Source organism: Aromatoleum sp., assembly GCF_032027225.1.
Classification (GTDB): Bacteria; Pseudomonadota; Gammaproteobacteria; order Burkholderiales; family Rhodocyclaceae; genus Aromatoleum.
The window spans coordinates 61,638-76,192 of sequence record NZ_JAVSMM010000012.1; the positions used below are offsets into that span (position 1 = coordinate 61,638).

Annotated in this window: 16 protein-coding genes; 8 read left to right on the top strand and 8 right to left on the bottom strand. The window is 65.7% G+C overall.

Features of this window, described 5'->3' with window-relative positions; genetic code table 11:
- Positions 1–9: 9 nt before the first annotated feature.
- From aroQ to ROZ37_RS13920, 6 genes are all read left to right on the top strand, one after another.
- A complete protein-coding gene (gene aroQ, locus ROZ37_RS13895) occupies positions 10–501 on the top strand; it encodes a type II 3-dehydroquinate dehydratase (protein ID WP_312660147.1) in 492 nt (163 codons plus the stop codon).
- A gap of 51 nt (positions 502–552) precedes the next feature.
- Positions 553–999 (top strand): acetyl-CoA carboxylase biotin carboxyl carrier protein, encoded by a 447-nt coding sequence (gene accB / locus ROZ37_RS13900; protein ID WP_312660149.1) that lies wholly within the window; start codon positions 553–555, stop codon positions 997–999.
- An 8-nt stretch (positions 1,000–1,007) separates the two neighbouring features.
- Entirely contained in the window at positions 1,008–2,369 is a 1,362-nt protein-coding gene (gene accC, locus ROZ37_RS13905; protein WP_312660151.1) for an acetyl-CoA carboxylase biotin carboxylase subunit, read from the top strand.
- 16 nt (positions 2,370–2,385) lie between these two features.
- Positions 2,386–3,291 (top strand): 50S ribosomal protein L11 methyltransferase, encoded by a 906-nt coding sequence (prmA, locus tag ROZ37_RS13910; RefSeq protein WP_312660153.1) that lies wholly within the window; start codon positions 2,386–2,388, stop codon positions 3,289–3,291.
- Entirely contained in the window at positions 3,288–4,832 is a 1,545-nt protein-coding gene (locus ROZ37_RS13915) for a DUF3426 domain-containing protein (protein ID WP_312660155.1), read from the top strand. The genes prmA and ROZ37_RS13915 overlap by 4 nt, the downstream gene beginning before the upstream one ends.
- Positions 4,833–4,954: 122 nt before the next feature.
- Positions 4,955–5,347, top strand: coding sequence for a diacylglycerol kinase (locus ROZ37_RS13920; RefSeq protein WP_312660157.1), 393 nt, complete (start codon positions 4,955–4,957; stop codon positions 5,345–5,347).
- A gap of 5 nt (positions 5,348–5,352) precedes the next feature.
- On the opposite strand, the gene ROZ37_RS13925 is transcribed toward ROZ37_RS13920, so the two are convergent.
- From ROZ37_RS13925 to ROZ37_RS13935, 3 genes are all read right to left on the bottom strand, one after another.
- Positions 5,353–5,829: a glycine zipper 2TM domain-containing protein gene (locus ROZ37_RS13925; protein WP_312660159.1), complete on the bottom strand. Its 477-nt coding sequence runs from the start codon at positions 5,827–5,829 to the stop codon at positions 5,353–5,355.
- The gene (locus ROZ37_RS13930) at positions 5,823–6,758 is read right to left on the bottom strand and encodes a carbohydrate kinase family protein (protein ID WP_312660161.1); all 936 of its coding nucleotides are present in this window, start codon (positions 6,756–6,758) and stop codon (positions 5,823–5,825) included. The genes ROZ37_RS13925 and ROZ37_RS13930 overlap by 7 nt, the downstream gene beginning before the upstream one ends.
- A gap of 95 nt (positions 6,759–6,853) precedes the next feature.
- Entirely contained in the window at positions 6,854–7,264 is a 411-nt protein-coding gene (locus tag ROZ37_RS13935) for an HIT family protein (protein WP_312660164.1), read from the bottom strand.
- Between the two features lie 116 nt (positions 7,265–7,380).
- Here ROZ37_RS13935 and ROZ37_RS13940 point away from each other — a divergent pair, with 116 nt between their 5' ends.
- Positions 7,381–8,139: a GNAT family N-acyltransferase gene (locus ROZ37_RS13940; RefSeq protein WP_312660167.1), complete on the top strand. Its 759-nt coding sequence runs from the start codon at positions 7,381–7,383 to the stop codon at positions 8,137–8,139.
- A 116-nt stretch (positions 8,140–8,255) separates the two neighbouring features.
- Positions 8,256–8,981 carry a lysophospholipid acyltransferase family protein gene (locus ROZ37_RS13945; protein WP_312660169.1) on the top strand — a complete coding sequence of 242 codons (726 nt, stop codon included), beginning with the start codon at positions 8,256–8,258 and terminating at the stop codon, positions 8,979–8,981.
- 105 nt (positions 8,982–9,086) lie between these two features.
- On the opposite strand, the gene ROZ37_RS13950 is transcribed toward ROZ37_RS13945, so the two are convergent.
- The 5 genes from ROZ37_RS13950 to ROZ37_RS13970 all read right to left on the bottom strand — a co-directional run bounded on the left by ROZ37_RS13950 (position 9,087) and on the right by ROZ37_RS13970 (position 14,554).
- Positions 9,087–9,884, bottom strand: coding sequence for a symmetrical bis(5'-nucleosyl)-tetraphosphatase (locus tag ROZ37_RS13950; protein ID WP_312660170.1), 798 nt, complete (start codon positions 9,882–9,884; stop codon positions 9,087–9,089).
- Between the two features lie 210 nt (positions 9,885–10,094).
- Complete coding sequence (locus ROZ37_RS13955) at positions 10,095–11,966, bottom strand: nucleoside-diphosphate sugar epimerase/dehydratase (protein WP_312660172.1); 1,872 nt, start codon at positions 11,964–11,966, stop codon at positions 10,095–10,097.
- Positions 11,967–12,114: 148 nt separating this feature from the next.
- Complete coding sequence (locus ROZ37_RS13960) at positions 12,115–13,290, bottom strand: DegT/DnrJ/EryC1/StrS aminotransferase family protein (protein ID WP_312660174.1); 1,176 nt, start codon at positions 13,288–13,290, stop codon at positions 12,115–12,117.
- A 2-nt stretch (positions 13,291–13,292) separates the two neighbouring features.
- Positions 13,293–13,952: an acetyltransferase gene (locus ROZ37_RS13965; RefSeq protein WP_312660175.1), complete on the bottom strand. Its 660-nt coding sequence runs from the start codon at positions 13,950–13,952 to the stop codon at positions 13,293–13,295.
- On the bottom strand, positions 13,949–14,554 hold the full coding sequence (locus tag ROZ37_RS13970) for a sugar transferase (protein WP_312660176.1): 606 nt from the start codon (positions 14,552–14,554) through the stop codon (positions 13,949–13,951). The genes ROZ37_RS13965 and ROZ37_RS13970 overlap by 4 nt, the downstream gene beginning before the upstream one ends.
- Position 14,555: the final 1 nt, after the last annotated feature.

Here is a 14,555-nt window from a genome sequence, read left to right on the forward strand (position 1 = left end):
CTTGCTGGCATGACGCGCTCAAAACGCAGCAAAGATTCAGACGCGGAACCGCCGGAACCGACCCGGATTCTGGTTCTCCACGGCCCGAACCTCAATCTCCTCGGCACTCGCGAGCCCGAAATTTACGGGCGAACAACGCTCGCGGATATCCATGCTGCAATGGACGCGCGAGCGCGGGCCGACGGCGTCGTCGTGGAATCGTTCCAGAGCAATCACGAAGGGCAGTTGATCGACCGCATCCAGGCTTCGGCCACCGAGAACGTCGATTTCGTCATCATCAACCCCGCCGGATACACGCACACGAGCGTCGCGATGCGCGATGCGCTCGCCGCGGTCGAAGTGCCGTACGTCGAAGTCCACCTCTCGAACATCCACGCGCGGGAACCTTTCCGCCATCACTCCTATTTTTCCGATCGCGCCGCCGGCGTGATTTGCGGGCTGGGCGCCTACGGCTACATGGCCGCGCTCGAATTCGCGCTCTCGCAAGTACGGAAAACCTGAACAACACCCTCGGACGGCGCCCCTCGCGGCGCCGTCGTCACGGAGAACATCATGGATCTGCGCAAGCTGAAGAAGTTGATCGACCTCGTCCAGGAGTCGGGCATCTCGGAACTCGAAGTCACCGAAGGCGAAGAGAAGGTACGCATCGCCAAGCACAACGGCGCGCCGGTGGCCAACTACGTGCCCGCGATGCCGGTCGCTGCGCCGCAACTCGCGCCCGCACCGTCCGTCGTCGTTGCGCCGCCGGTGGACGAGCTCCCCGAAGGGACGGTCGTGAAGTCGCCGATGGTCGGCACGTTCTATCGCGCGACGGCGCCCGGCGCGAAGCCGCTCGTCGACGTCGGTCAGTCGGTCGCGGTCGGCGACCGGCTGTGCATCATCGAAGCGATGAAGCTGATGAACGAGATCGAGTCGGAGTGCGCCGGTACGGTCAAGGCGATCCTCGTCGAGAACGGCCAGCCGGTCGAATACGGCCAGCCGCTGTTCGTCATCGCCTGATCGCGCCCATGTTCGAAAAGATCCTGATTGCCAACCGCGGGGAGATCGCCCTCCGCGTGCTGCGCGCGTGCCGCGAACTCGGCATCCGCACCGTCGCCGTGCATTCGACGGCCGACACGGAAGCGAAATACGTCAAGCTCGCCGACGAGTCCGTGTGTATCGGCCCACCGCAGTCGGCGATGAGCTACCTCAACGTTCCCGCGATCATTTCGGCCGCCGAAGTCACCGACGCCGCGGCGATCCACCCGGGCTACGGCTTCCTGTCCGAGAACGCCGACTTCGCCGAGCGCGTCGAGCAGTCGGGCTTCGTGTTCATCGGGCCGCGACCCGAGACGATCCGCCTGATGGGCGACAAGGTCAGCGCGAAGGACACGATGAAGGAAGCGGGCGTGCCCTGCGTCCCGGGCTCCGAAGGCGCGCTGCCGGAAGATCCGAAGGAGATCATCCGCATCGCGCGCGCGATCGGCTACCCGGTGATCATCAAGGCGGCGGGCGGCGGCGGCGGCCGCGGCATGCGCGTCGTGCATACCGAAGCCGCGCTGCTGAACGCGGTCACGACGACGCGTTCGGAAGCCCAGGCGGCGTTCGGCAATCCCGTCGTATACATGGAGAAGTTCCTCGAGAACCCGCGGCACATCGAGATTCAGGTGCTCGCGGACGAACACGGCAACGCGGTGTACCTCGGCGAACGCGACTGCTCGATGCAGCGCCGGCACCAGAAGGTCATCGAGGAAGCGCCGGCGCCGGGCATCGACCGCAAGGCGATCGCGAAGGTCGGCGAGCGCTGCGCCGAAGCGTGCCGCAAGATCGGCTACCGCGGCGCGGGAACCTTCGAATTCCTGTACGAGAACGGCGAGTTCTACTTCATCGAAATGAACACGCGGGTGCAGGTCGAACATCCGGTGACCGAGTTGATCACCGGCATCGACATCGTCCAGGCACAGATCCGCATCGCGGCCGGCGAAAAGCTGTGGTTCCGCCAGCGCCAGATCGAGTTCCGCGGCCACGCGGTCGAATGCCGCATCAACGCCGAGGATCCATTCAAATTCACGCCCTCGCCGGGGCGGATCACGAACTGGCACACGCCTGGCGGACCGGGTGTGCGGGTCGATTCGCACGTCTATAACGGCTACACGATCCCTCCGCATTACGACTCGATGATCGGAAAGCTCATCGCCTACGGCGACACCCGCGAACAGGCGATCCGCCGGATGCGCATCGCGCTGTCCGAAATGGTCGTAGAAGGGATCAAGACGAACGTCCCGCTGCACCAGGAACTGATGCTCGATGCGCGCTTCGTCGAAGGCGGCACCAGCATCCACTACCTGGAACACAAGCTGGCCGATCGCAACGAAGTCAAGACGCCCTGACGCGGACACCGGGACCATGTGGATATCGGTCACCCTCCAGGCTGAAGCGCAAAAGGCCGAAGCGCTGTCCGAGGCGCTGATGGACGCGGGCGCACTGTCGATCAGCATCGAGGATGCCGACGCCGGCACCGACGCCGAGAAGCCGCAGTTCGGCGAGCCCGGCCATCACCCCGTCGGGTTGTGGGATCACAGCCGGGTCATCGCGCTGTTCGATGCGCAAGCCGACCTCGCGGTCGCGCTCGCCCGCGCCGCGGCGGACGCCGGTTTCGACGCTGTTCCGCCCTTCACGCTCGAAGAAGTCGCCGAGCAGAACTGGGTGCAGCTGACGCAGAGCCAGTTCGACCCGATCCGCGTCACCGAGCGGATGTGGATCGTGCCGTCGTGGCACACCGCCCCCGATCCCGATGCGATCAACATCGAGCTCGACCCGGGCATGGCTTTCGGCACCGGCTCGCATCCGACGACGCGCCTGTGCCTCGAATGGCTGTGCGACGCGGTACGGCCGGGCGACACTGTGCTCGATTATGGTTGCGGCTCGGGCATCCTCGGCATCGCCGCGGTGCGCCTCGGCGCAGCCGACGTGCTCGGGGTCGACATCGACGACAAGGCGCTCGAAGCGGCCCGCGACAATGCCGAGCGCAACGGTACGGCGCTGCGCTTGCAGCACTCGCGCCAGCCGCTCGACGCCCGGTTCGACGTCGTCGTCGCCAACATCCTCACGAATCCCCTGTGCGTGCTCGCGCCGCTGCTCGCGGCCCGCGTCGCGCCGGGCGGCCGGATCGCGCTGTCCGGAGTGCTCGAGACGCAGACGCAGCAGGTCATCGACGCGTATGCCCCGTTCCTCCGCCTAAACGTCGGCGCGGTGCACGATGGATGGGCGCGGCTCGAAGGTGTGCGCCCGGCGGACACTCCGCAACCATGATGTTCGCCCGCTGCCCGGCCTGCCAGACGGTATTCCGGGTGCGGCCCGAGCAGCTGCGCGCGCACCGCGGAGAAGTACGCTGCGGCCGCTGCCAGACGGCCTTCAACGCGCTCGAGCATCTGCTCGAGGCCGACTCGAGCTCGGCCGAGCCGGAGACGCGGGCGACGACGGCGAGCGCGGCTGCGGTCAACGAACCAACGACCTCGCTCCCCGATGTCCGGCGCGTCCGGCCGACGACCGGGGATCTCACCGACAGCAGCTTCTTCATTCTCGAAGAACGGCAACCGGAGGTCGGCGATTCAACGCTCCCCGCCGGCTACGCCCCGCCCTTCGGCGCGCCATCGGGGCCGGAGCCGCCTGCTCCCGCCGAAGCGAAGAGCGTTTCTGCCGATGAAACCGCCGCTCCCGGAGTCGCGAGCGCTGGGGATCGAATCGGCGGCTCACTCGATTTCGAAATTCCGGACAGGCTCCTCGTGCCGCGCCGGCCGCTGCGCACCTCCGATCTGCTGCGCCGCGAACCGGCGATCGGCGAACCCGCGATCGAATCGCCACCGAAAGAATCCGCGCCGTTCGCAGCGGAACCCTCGACCATCGCGAGCGTACCGTCATTTCCCGAGTTCATTGATCTGTCCGAACTCGAGCCGGCGGAGCCGGCATCGTCCTCCATCACGGATGCCCCCAGCGACGAGTTGTCGGATTCCGGTCGCCGGGTGCCCTTCGATGCGTGGGCGCAACGGGTCCGCAGCAAAGGGGGCGACCGGGGCGAAACCGGGAGCCGCTCCCCGATTCCTGCCGACGGCGGACGCCCGGAGGCCGACACCGTTCCCCAGCCCGACATTGCACGTGAGCCCCAGCCGACGCTTCACGCACCTTCCGGCGAATCCTCGACCTCCTCCATCGATCTGTCGGCGCCCCCAACGGTATTGGCGGATGCGGAGCCCGCCACCACGACTTCGGATGCCGACGGGGGACTGACAAAACGGCACGCCTCGGTCGACGCGTTCGAAACCGCGCGGCTCGATGCCGCTTATGGTGCGCGCCCCGCTTCCCCGGCAAAGCGCTGGCTGTTCGGACTCGGCATCGGCCTCCTGCTCGGGATGCTCGGCGTCCAGGCGGCGTACGTCTTCCGCGACGAAATCACCCGCGCGTGGCCGCCGCTCCGCCCCGCCTATCTGAAGGCCTGCGAGGCGCTCGCATGTACCGTCCCGCTCCCGCGCCTCGCGGATCTGGTCGGCATCGGGACTTCCGATCTGCAGTCGGAACCCGGGCGGCCGGGTCGTTTCATCCTCAACGCGACAGTACGCAATCGCGCATCGCACCCGCAGGCCTACCCCTATCTCGAACTGACGCTGACCGACTCACAGGACCGCCCCGTCGTCCGCCGCGTGCTGGAACCGAAGGAATGGGTGCCGCCGCTACAACTCCAACGCGCCGGGATCGAGGACGGCTTTCGCGGTGGAAGCGAAATCGCGGTGAAATTGCCGTTCGAGGCCGAAGGCGTCGCGGCAGTCGGCTATCGGCTTTACGTCTTCTATCCGTAACGGCCCCACCGCAGGCGATGACCACCTCCGACCGCGACATCGGCGACGACCGATCAGGGTACGATTCGCCCCTTCAGAATCCGCCGCTCGCCGGCGCTCACCGACTCTTGCCGGAAGACCCGATGGAACACCGCAACCCCGAGACCCGCGAAAGCCCGTTCAAAGGGAAAACCGGCCTGATGCGCGTCTGGAACGCGTTCCGCTATTCGCTCGCTGGCCTCAGCGCCGCGTTTCGGCACGAAGACGCGTTCCGCCAGGAATGCATCCTCGCCGCGATCCTGATTCCGCTCGCGGTGCTGCTGCCCGTCGAGGCGGTCGGCAAGGCGATGCTCGTCGGCAGCGTGCTGCTGTTGCTGATCGTGGAACTCGTGAATTCAGCGATCGAAGCGACCGTCGACCGCGTGTCGCTCGAGCGCCACCGTCTCGCGAAGCGCGCGAAAGACATCGGCAGCGCGGCGGTGCTGATCGCGCTGCTGAATCTCGTCGCGGTGTGGGGCCTGGTGATCCTCGGCTAACCGCCTTAGTGCGTGACCCGCGTCGTGCCGCTGTCGCGCAGCACACGGACGCGGTCGCCGGGCCGGAAGACCGCGCCGTCGTCTTCCTGCACGACGGCCAGCACCTGCCCGTTTTCGAGCCGCACCGTGACCTCGATGCCCGGCTTGCGCGTGGAACCCTCCTCGACGGCTGCGCCCGCGAGGCCGCCTGCGACCGCGCCCAGCACCGTCGCGATGCCCTGCCCGCGGCCACCGCCCACGCCGCTGCCTGCGATGCCGCCGACGACCGCGCCCGCGCCCGGCCCGATCGGCGTTTTCGTGCCTTCGAGCTGCACCGCGCGGGTCGCCTCGACCGTCCCGTACTGCACCACCATCGTCCGCCGCGTCTCGCCGCGGGAGTAAGTCCCGCCGCCGAGACCGGACGCACATCCCGTCACCCCAAGCACAGCCGCCAGCGCCATCACGGCAACCGCTGACCGCACTTCCCCTTTCCTGTTCACCATAACGATTCTCCGAATGCCGCCGCGTAGCGATCGGCGATTTCCGCGCGCGCCGGCGCGTGGTTCTGTCCGCCCCGGCTCCCAATTTTGATCGACCCCATCAGCGAAGCGAGCCGGCCGGTGCGTGTCCAGTCATAACCGTTCGCGATGCCGTAGAGCAGCCCCGCGCGATGCGCGTCACCGCAGCCGGTCGGATCGACCAGCGCTTGCGCGGGCACGCACGGGATCTCGATACGCCGTCCCTCGGCGTAGATATGGGCGCCTTCCGGCCCCAAGGTGACGACCAGCGCCTCGACCACCTCTGCAAGCTGGGACAGCGAGCGCCCGGTTCGTTCGCACAGCAGGCGCGCCTCGTAATCGTTGACCGTGCAGTACCGCGCCAGTTTCAGGCACTCCAGGAGTTCGCCGCCGGAGAAGAGCGGCATGCCCTGCCCCGGGTCGAACACGAACGGGATCCCCGCGGCGGCGAACTGCGCCGCGTGATTCATCATCCCGTCGCGGCCGTCGGGCGAGACGATGCCGAGCTTCACGTCGACTGCGTCCTCGACACGATTGAGATGCGAGTGATTCATCGCGCCCGGATGGAACGCGGTGATCTGGTTGTCGTCGAGGTCCGTCGTGATGAAGGCCTGCGCGGTGAAGGTGTCCGGCACGTGACGCAAGTGGTCCTGCCGCAAGCCGAGCTTCTGCAGGCGCTCGCGATAGGGCCCCGCGTCGTCGCCGACCGTCGCCATGATCAGAGCGTCCGCGCCGAGGAGCTTCAGGTTGTACGCGATGTTGCCGGCGCAGCCGCCGAACTCGCGCCGCATGTCGGGCACGAGGAAGGAAACGTTCAGGATATGGATCTGCTCGGGCAGGATGTGCTGCTTGAAGCGATCATGGAACACCATGATCGTGTCGTAGGCGACGGAACCGCAGACGAGGATGGACATGAGGCGGCCAGAGGACGGGACAGGCCGACATTATAGGCGTCCCGGTCCGCGGGACGCGCGGGGCGAAATCGCCCGCAGCGCCCCGGCGCCTTCGTTCAAAGCGCGGCGCGCAGCTTCGCCGCCATCTCCTCGAGCGCGTCGCGCGTCGGGTTTTTCGCCGGCCACGCCAGCGCCATGCCGTCGCCTTCCCAGCGCGGCAGCACGTGGATGTGGAAATGGAACACCGTCTGCGCGCCGGCCGGTTCGTTCGCCTGCAACAGCGTGACCCCTTCGCAGCCGTACGCCTTCTTCGCCGCACGAGCCATCTTCGCCGCGGTGCGCATCGCTGCGCTTGCAAGCTCGTCGTCGAGCTCGTAGATGTTCGCGCGGTGCGGCTTCACGACGACGAGCATGTGGCCGGGATTCACCGATTGCAGATCCATGAAGGCGATCGTCGAATCGTCCTCATAGACTTTCGACGCCGGCAACTCTCCTTTCGCGATACGACAGAACACGCAGTTTTCCATTTCTTCCCTCCTGCTTTTCGGAACCCGATGTCACGGCATCGTAACGGCCGCTTCACCGTGCCGCAATGCGGCAATTCAAGAATGGCGTCATCGAAAACGAAACGAGGCGAACCTCGATGCTCGAGAAACTGCAGCAATCCGCCCCCCGCAGTCGCCGTAACCTGCACGTCGCCCTCGCGACCTGCGAGTCCGAAATCCTGGAAGCGCAGAAGCTGCGTTTCCGCGTGTTCGCCGACGAGATGGGCGCGCGCTTGCCGACGCACACGCCCGGCGTCGATCGGGACATCTACGATCCGTTTTGCGAACACCTGGTCGTCCGCGACGAAGACGCCGGCCGGATCGTCGGCACCTACCGGATCCTGCCACCGTTCGCATCGCGCCTGGTCGGCAACTACTACACCGAAACCGAATTCGACCTCACTCGCCTGCAGCATTTGCGCAGCCGCATGGTCGAAATTGGGCGCTCGTGCATCGACGCCGACTACCGCAGCGGCGCGGTCGTCGCGCTGCTGTGGGCGGGTCTCGCCCGCTACATGCAGGACAACGGCTACGACTATCTGATCGGCTGCGCGTCGGTCAGCATGGCCGACGGCGGGCATGGCGCCGCGAGCCTATATAATCGTCTCAAGGATTCTCACGCGGCGCCGCTCGAATACCGCGTGTTCCCGCGCAGTCCGCTGCCGCTCGACCGCCTGCGCGGCGACCTGCCGGCGGAAGCGCCGCCGCTGATCAAGGGTTATCTGCGCGCCGGCGCCTGGATTTGCGGCGAACCGGCGTGGGATCCCGACTTCAACACCGCCGACCTGCCGATCCTGCTGTCGATGGACAAGGTCGACGGCCGCTACGCTCGTCACTTCATGGGACGCAAAGACTGAAACACCCGACCTCACCCGCGCGACTGCGCGCCAGCCTTCCCGTCCGCTCCTGGCGCTACCTGCGGCTCGCGCTGCATGTAGCGCAAGGAGTCGCGACGGTCCTTACCGTCCATCCGTTGACCTCGTCGGCCACGCACCGCCGACTGCGCCAGCGCTGGTCGCGTCGGCTGCTCGCGCTGCTCGGCGTCGAACTCCAAGCGAGTGGCGCGATCCAGCCCGGCTGCCTGGTGGTTGCGAACCACATCTCGTGGCTCGACATCTTCGTGTTGAACGCGCTCGCGCCGTCGGCCTTCGTGTCGAAGGCCGAAGTGCGCGGATGGCCGGTCGTCGGCTGGCTCGCGGCGAAGAACGAAACCGTGTTCCTGCGGCGCGGGAGCCGGGGCCACGCGAAGATCATCAACGGCGAGATCGGCACGCTGCTCGACGCCGGCCGCAACGTCGCGCTCTTCCCCGAAGGCACGACGACCGACGGCACGCACGTGCTGCATTTCCACGCCGCGCTGCTGCAGCCCGCGATCGAGTCCAGGCATGCAATTCAGCCGGTGTCGATTTCGTACCGCTCGCCGGAAGGCTCTTTGAGCCCGGCCCCGGCGTATATCGGGGACGTGAGCCTCGGCGAGTGTCTCGCGGCGATCATCGCGGAGCCGCGGCTCGTCGCGCGGACGCTCGCGGCACCGCCGTTGCCGACAACGGAAAGCGTGACGCGGCGCGCGCTCGCCGAGACCGCCCGCGACGTCATCGCACGGGGAATCGCCGACAAGCCGGCTCCGACATTGGATCGGCAAACCTTCCCGATCAGCTGCGAAGAGATCGTTGCGGCCGAAAACGCTGTTCACTCTTGAGGGGAAGTACGCTTCGTCGAACCTCCCGCCGAAGCACGAACTCTCCTTCCACCCCGCGCGATGCGACGCCATCCGACCGGAAAGTGCCGACACTCCAGGCGCAACCTATCCCAGCACCTGGAACGCTTCTCCGTCCTCGAGCCGCACCGCAGTCAGCTTGCCGCCCCACACGCAGCCCGAATCGAGTGCGATCAAGCCGGGTTCGCGATGGAAGCCCAGCGCGGACCAGTGGCCGCAAACGACGGTGTGCGTGCGATACGAGCGCTCGGGGACGCGGAACCACGGCATCGTTCCCGGCGGAGCCCCATCGGGAGAGCCTTTCGCCTCCAACGCCATCCGACCATCGGGCGTGCAGAAGCGCATCCGCGTCAGCGCATTGACGACGACTCGCAGCCGATCCCATCCGTACAAGTCGTCGGACCAGCCCTCGGGAGTGTTGCCCGCGAGGTTGAGCAGCAAACTCTTCGCGTCGGGGCCGGCCAGCGCCGCCGCGACTTCGGCCGCGAGCGACTGCGCCTTGCCGATCGACCAGCCGGGAAGCAGTCCCGCATGCACCATCGCAAAATCGCCCTCGACGTGCATCAAGGGCTGGCGCGACACCCACGCGATCAGCTCGTCACGGTCCGGGGCCTCGAATACCTGATACAGCGTGTCGCCCTGTTCGCGCCGCTCGTAGCCCGCCGCGCGCATTAGCAAGTAAAGATCGTGGTTGCCGAGGACCACCTTCGCCACGTCGCCGAGATCGCGCAAAAAGCGCAGCACATGCACCGACGCGGGGCCGCGATTGACCAGGTCGCCGACAACCCACAGCCGGTCCACGGCAGGATCGAACTTCGTCCGGTCGAGCAGTCGCCGTAGCGGGTCGTAACAGCCCTGGATGTCGCCTATCGCGTATGTCGCCATCTGTGTCCGGGAAATGCAGTCGGGAAGCGGAAATGAACCGATTGTAGCGGGCAGCGTACGCGATAAGCGACTTGGGGAAACGTCGGACGCGCAAGCTGTAACAGTCCGGCCGAAGACGTCCGCCACAGGCCCCCTGCCAACGGAACAGGATTTCCGTCCTGGGCGGGGTTCACGCAAACGAGCAGTCCGGGCGCGGAGCCGCTCGAACGCTCAGCCGCCCGCCGCCCTCGCGGGAGCAAACACCGTTCCGGCGCCCTCCACAACGCGCAACGCCGGGCGCGCGGGCGCCGGCGCGTACTCCGGCACCCAGCGCTGCAGCCCCCTGCGGACCTCGTCATCCGACACCGGCCCCGACCGCGCGAGCCACGCCTCGAGCTCCGCGAGAAAGCTCGCTGCCACCGGGCGCGACCGCGCGATGCGCAGCTTCGGATGCGGCGTCTCGCGCGTCACCTCCGAATCTGCGAGCAATTCCTCATACAGCTTCTCGCCCGGCCGCAGCCCGGTGAACTCGATCCGGATCTCCTCTTCCGAGTAGCCCGACAACCGGATCATGTTGCGCGCGAGATCGACGATCTTGACCGGCTCACCCATGTCGAGCACGAACACCTCGCCCCCCTGCCCCATCGCCGCCGCCTGCAGCACGAGTTGCGCCGCCTCAGGAATCGACATGAAGTAGCGGTTGATCTCCGGATGCGTCACCGTCACCGGTCCGCCGCGCGCGATCTGCTCCTGGAATTTTGGGATCACGCTGCCGGTGCTGCCGAGCACGTTGCCGAAGCGCACCATCTCGAATTGCGTCGCCCCACCCCGCGAATGCAGCGCCTCGCACACCATTTCCGCTAGGCGCTTCGTCGCACCCATCACGTTGGTCGGATTGACCGCCTTGTCGGTCGAGATCAGCACGAAGCGCTCCGCGCCGTAGCGTTGAGCGTGCTCCGCAACGCGCAGCGTCCCAAGCACGTTATTGCGCACCGCCTGCCACGCGTTGCGGACTTCCATCAGGGGAACGTGCTTGTAGGCGGCGGCGTGGAAGACGACTTGCGGGGAGTGTGCGATAAAAACCTCGTCGAGACGGGTGCCGTCCTTGACGTCGCCGGCCAGACAGACGATTTCGATTTCCGGTTTATGCTGCGTGAACCACTGCTCGATCTGATACAGCGCAAACTCATTGGCCTCGAACAGCATCAGCCGGCGCGGCGAGAACCGCGCGAGCTGGCGGCACAGCTCGCTTCCGATCGAGCCGCCGGCTCCCGTCACCATCACGGTTTTGCCCGACAACATCGCGCCCACGTGCGCGACGTCGATCCGGACAGGATCGCGCCCGAGCAAGTCCTCGATCGCGACCGGACGCATCGAGTTGATCGCGACGCGGCCGCTCATCAGATCCTCCAAACCGGGCACCGTAAACACCTGCGCGCCCGCGCGGACTGCGAGGTCTGTCGCGCGACGGAGTACTTCGCCCGCGGCAGACGGCATCGCGAGGATTACGTGCTTCGCGCGGGAATCCTCGAGAACCGCTGGGAGGTCCCTAACCGAGCCCGTAACGCGCCGACCACAAAGTTCGAGGCCGTGCTTGGAGCCGTCATCATCGACCAGGGCGACTACGCGCCAGTCAGCACAACGCTCCAGCGCGCGGACAAGCATCAAGCCGCCGGACCCCGCCCCTACGACCACGACGGGCTTGCCTTGGGCGATCAGCCCCCCGTAGAGGCGATGTTCCTTCCACATCCGCCACATCGCGCGGCCCCCGCCCATGACGACAAGCAGCAGGACCGGATAGACGAGCATCAGCGAGCGCGGGATCGGTGGATTGCCTCGGTCAACGGCCACGAGCGCGATCAGCACGACGGAGGACGCCATAACTGCTTTTAACACACGCTTCAGGTCGGGGAGACTGGCAAATATCCACATCCCGCGGTAAAGCCCCGCCCAGCGCGACGCGAGCGTCTGCGTGATCAGCAGGACCACGAGGCCAACGGCCATCTGGTGTTCGTATGCGGTCGGCCACTCAAAATTGAAGCGCACGAGAAAGCCGCCGATCCACGCGAGCGCGACGGCGAGCAAATCGAACGAGAAAATCATTAGCGAACGGAGTCTTCTCTGCAATTTGACGCTCCTTTATTCGTCCCGGCCGCCTGCAACACGGGTCTCTCGGACATGGGCGGCTGGCGAACCGGCGACAGGGGACGACAAGAGGCGGCCCTAGTCCGCCCCATCCCCACGTATTTCCTTACTTCGCAGCGCGCCCCATGACCGTGGCGAGCACATCACAAGTTTTTCCGATCTCGACGTCCGTCAAGGTAGGGTGCACGAGAAACATCAGGCTCGTTTCGCCGAGCTCGCGTGCGACCGCCAGACGCTCGGCCGGCCTCCATCCGGTTCCGTCGAAAGCCCTCTCCTGATAGACCTCCGAACACGAACCCGAATAGCAGGGCACCCCGCCGGCATTGATTTCCGCAATGATGCGATCCCGACTCCAACCGCCACGAAGGCGTCCGGGCTCGACGAACACGTAGCACTTGTACGCCGCGTGAACGATCTCGTCTGGCACGGGGGGCACCCTCAGCCCGGGAAGCTCGCGTGCTGTCTCCCAGATCTGCCGCGCGTTCTCGCGTCTCGCGGAATGCCAGTCCGGCATCTTCCGCAACTGAATGCGGCCGACGACCGCCTGCATCTCGAGCATCCGCCAGTTCGTACCGAAGCTGTCGTGCAGCCACCGGAAACCTGCCGGATGATCGCGCTCGTACACTGCTTCCCACGACTTGCCGTGATCCTTGTACGACCACATTCGTGACCACAATTCGCGATCGTTTGTTGTGACCATCCCCCCTTCGCCGGCCGTCGTCATGATCTTGTCCTGACAGAACGACCATGCCGCAACGTCGCCCAGCGAGCCCACGCAGCGGCCCTTGTACTGCGCACCATGCGCCTGCGCGCAGTCCTCAATGACGCGCAGCTCGTGCTCCGCAGCCAACTCGAGGATCGGATCCATGTCGCACGGCCAGCCGGCGAGATGAACGCAAACAATCGCTTTCGTCCGCTCGTTCAGCAGCGGACGGATCGTTTGCGCGGTGATGTTCTGCGAGTCGCGGTCGACGTCGGCGAACACGGGCGTCGCGCCGGCGTTGACAATGCTCGAAACCGACGCGAGAAAGGTGCGCGGGGTAACAACGACCTCGTCCCCCCCGCCGATTTCCAGCGCCTTGAGCGCGACGTCGAGCGCCACCGTGCCGTTTGCGAGCGCGACGGCGTATTCAGTGCCGGCCCAGGCCGCGAACTCCCGTTCGAACTGCCGGCATTCATCCCCAGTCCAGTAATTGACCCGGTTGGAAAGGAGCACCGCGCGGACCGCATCCGCCTCTTCATCGGAAAAACTCGGCCACGGGTTAAATGGGGTATTTAGCACTTTCAGTCCTTGCTCATCAATCTGGCAGGATTGCCGACGACCGTTGCTCCCGCGGGAACATCCTTCGTAACGACCGCACCCATTCCGACGATTGCTCCGCGGCCGATCCGGAGGGGCATCCCCGGCCTGCCTTGCTTGATGACCGCCCCCGATCCCAGGTATGCGAAGTCCTCGATGAAAACATTTCCGTTGCACTTCACTCCCGGCGCAAAGGTAACGTAGTCACCAATCGTGCAGTCGTGCTCAACATAGCTGTAAAGATTTGCGTGGAAGTACTTCCCCACACGTATGTTGGACGTGAGCGTAACAAACGGACAAAGGATTGATCCTGCCCCAACCGCAGCATCATCCATAACAACGACATTCCCCGCGACAATGGACCAAGCACCTACACCGTCGTCCGCGCAACGCGCCGCCAGCTTGCTGCGCACGCCACCGTTCGCAACCGCGATAACGGCGCGGCGCTCGTCCGCCGGAATGGCAAGGAAATCCTCGTACCTGACCACGCTATGCCCGTTTACCACCGTGCGGGCGGCATTATCATCGACAAATACGAGCCTCTCCAACGGGATGCCCAACCGCTGCAACTCCTCGCGAGCCAAGGGCATCACACCGCGGCCACAGCCGCTGGCGCCATAGACTCCGTACAAGATTTTTTTCACCGCTCCTCCTGCGGGAGGGTGCCGGTAAACTTCGGCATCGTAGCCTCGCCGGCCGCGCTGATACCCTCGCGCTTGAATACCTTACGGACCGTGAGGAAAAGAATCTTTAGGTCGAGAAGGAACGAATGATTGTCGACGTACCACACGTCGAGGCGGAATTTCTCGTCCCAACTGAGCGCGTTGCGTCCATTCACCTGCGCCCAGCCGGTGATCCCGGGCCGGACTTCATGCCGCCGACGCTGCTCTGCGGTGTAAAGCGGCAAGTATTCCATCAACAGCGGCCGCGGACCAACAAGGCTCATATCGCCCTTTAACACGTTCCACAGCTCCGGCAGCTCGTCCAAACTGGTGGATCGCAGCAAGCGGCCAAACGGAGTAAGCCGCTCTGCATCCGGTAGCTGCTGACCATCGGGCCCCCGTGCATCCGTCATGGTGCGAACTTTCAACATCTGGAACGGCTCGCCGCGCAGGCCTGGCCGCGTCTGATGGAAAAACACCGGGCTACCGAGTTTGCGGTGTACCTGCCCGATGAGGAACAGGAGCGGAAGACCAAGCAGCAGAAGAGCCAGAGAGGCCAAAACGATGTCAAAAGAACGCTTCATA

Bases quoted from the DNA above. Each gene is read 5' to 3' on its own strand.
- aroQ (WP_312660147.1), top strand. From the start codon at position 10: ATGACGCGCTCAAAACGCAGCAAAGATTCAGACGCGGAACCGCCGGAA.
- accB (WP_312660149.1), top strand. From the start codon at position 553: ATGGATCTGCGCAAGCTGAAGAAGTTGATCGACCTCGTCCAGGAGTCG.
- accC (WP_312660151.1), top strand. From the start codon at position 1,008: ATGTTCGAAAAGATCCTGATTGCCAACCGCGGGGAGATCGCCCTCCGC.
- prmA (WP_312660153.1), top strand. From the start codon at position 2,386: ATGTGGATATCGGTCACCCTCCAGGCTGAAGCGCAAAAGGCCGAAGCG.
- ROZ37_RS13915 (WP_312660155.1), top strand. From the start codon at position 3,288: ATGATGTTCGCCCGCTGCCCGGCCTGCCAGACGGTATTCCGGGTGCGG.
- ROZ37_RS13920 (WP_312660157.1), top strand. From the start codon at position 4,955: ATGGAACACCGCAACCCCGAGACCCGCGAAAGCCCGTTCAAAGGGAAA.
- ROZ37_RS13925 (WP_312660159.1), bottom strand. From the start codon at position 5,829: ATGGTGAACAGGAAAGGGGAAGTGCGGTCAGCGGTTGCCGTGATGGCG.
- ROZ37_RS13930 (WP_312660161.1), bottom strand. From the start codon at position 6,758: ATGTCCATCCTCGTCTGCGGTTCCGTCGCCTACGACACGATCATGGTG.
- ROZ37_RS13935 (WP_312660164.1), bottom strand. From the start codon at position 7,264: ATGGAAAACTGCGTGTTCTGTCGTATCGCGAAAGGAGAGTTGCCGGCG.
- ROZ37_RS13940 (WP_312660167.1), top strand. From the start codon at position 7,381: ATGCTCGAGAAACTGCAGCAATCCGCCCCCCGCAGTCGCCGTAACCTG.
- ROZ37_RS13950 (WP_312660170.1), bottom strand. From the start codon at position 9,884: ATGGCGACATACGCGATAGGCGACATCCAGGGCTGTTACGACCCGCTA.
- ROZ37_RS13955 (WP_312660172.1), bottom strand. From the start codon at position 11,966: ATGATTTTCTCGTTCGATTTGCTCGCCGTCGCGCTCGCGTGGATCGGC.
- ROZ37_RS13970 (WP_312660176.1), bottom strand. From the start codon at position 14,554: ATGAAGCGTTCTTTTGACATCGTTTTGGCCTCTCTGGCTCTTCTGCTG.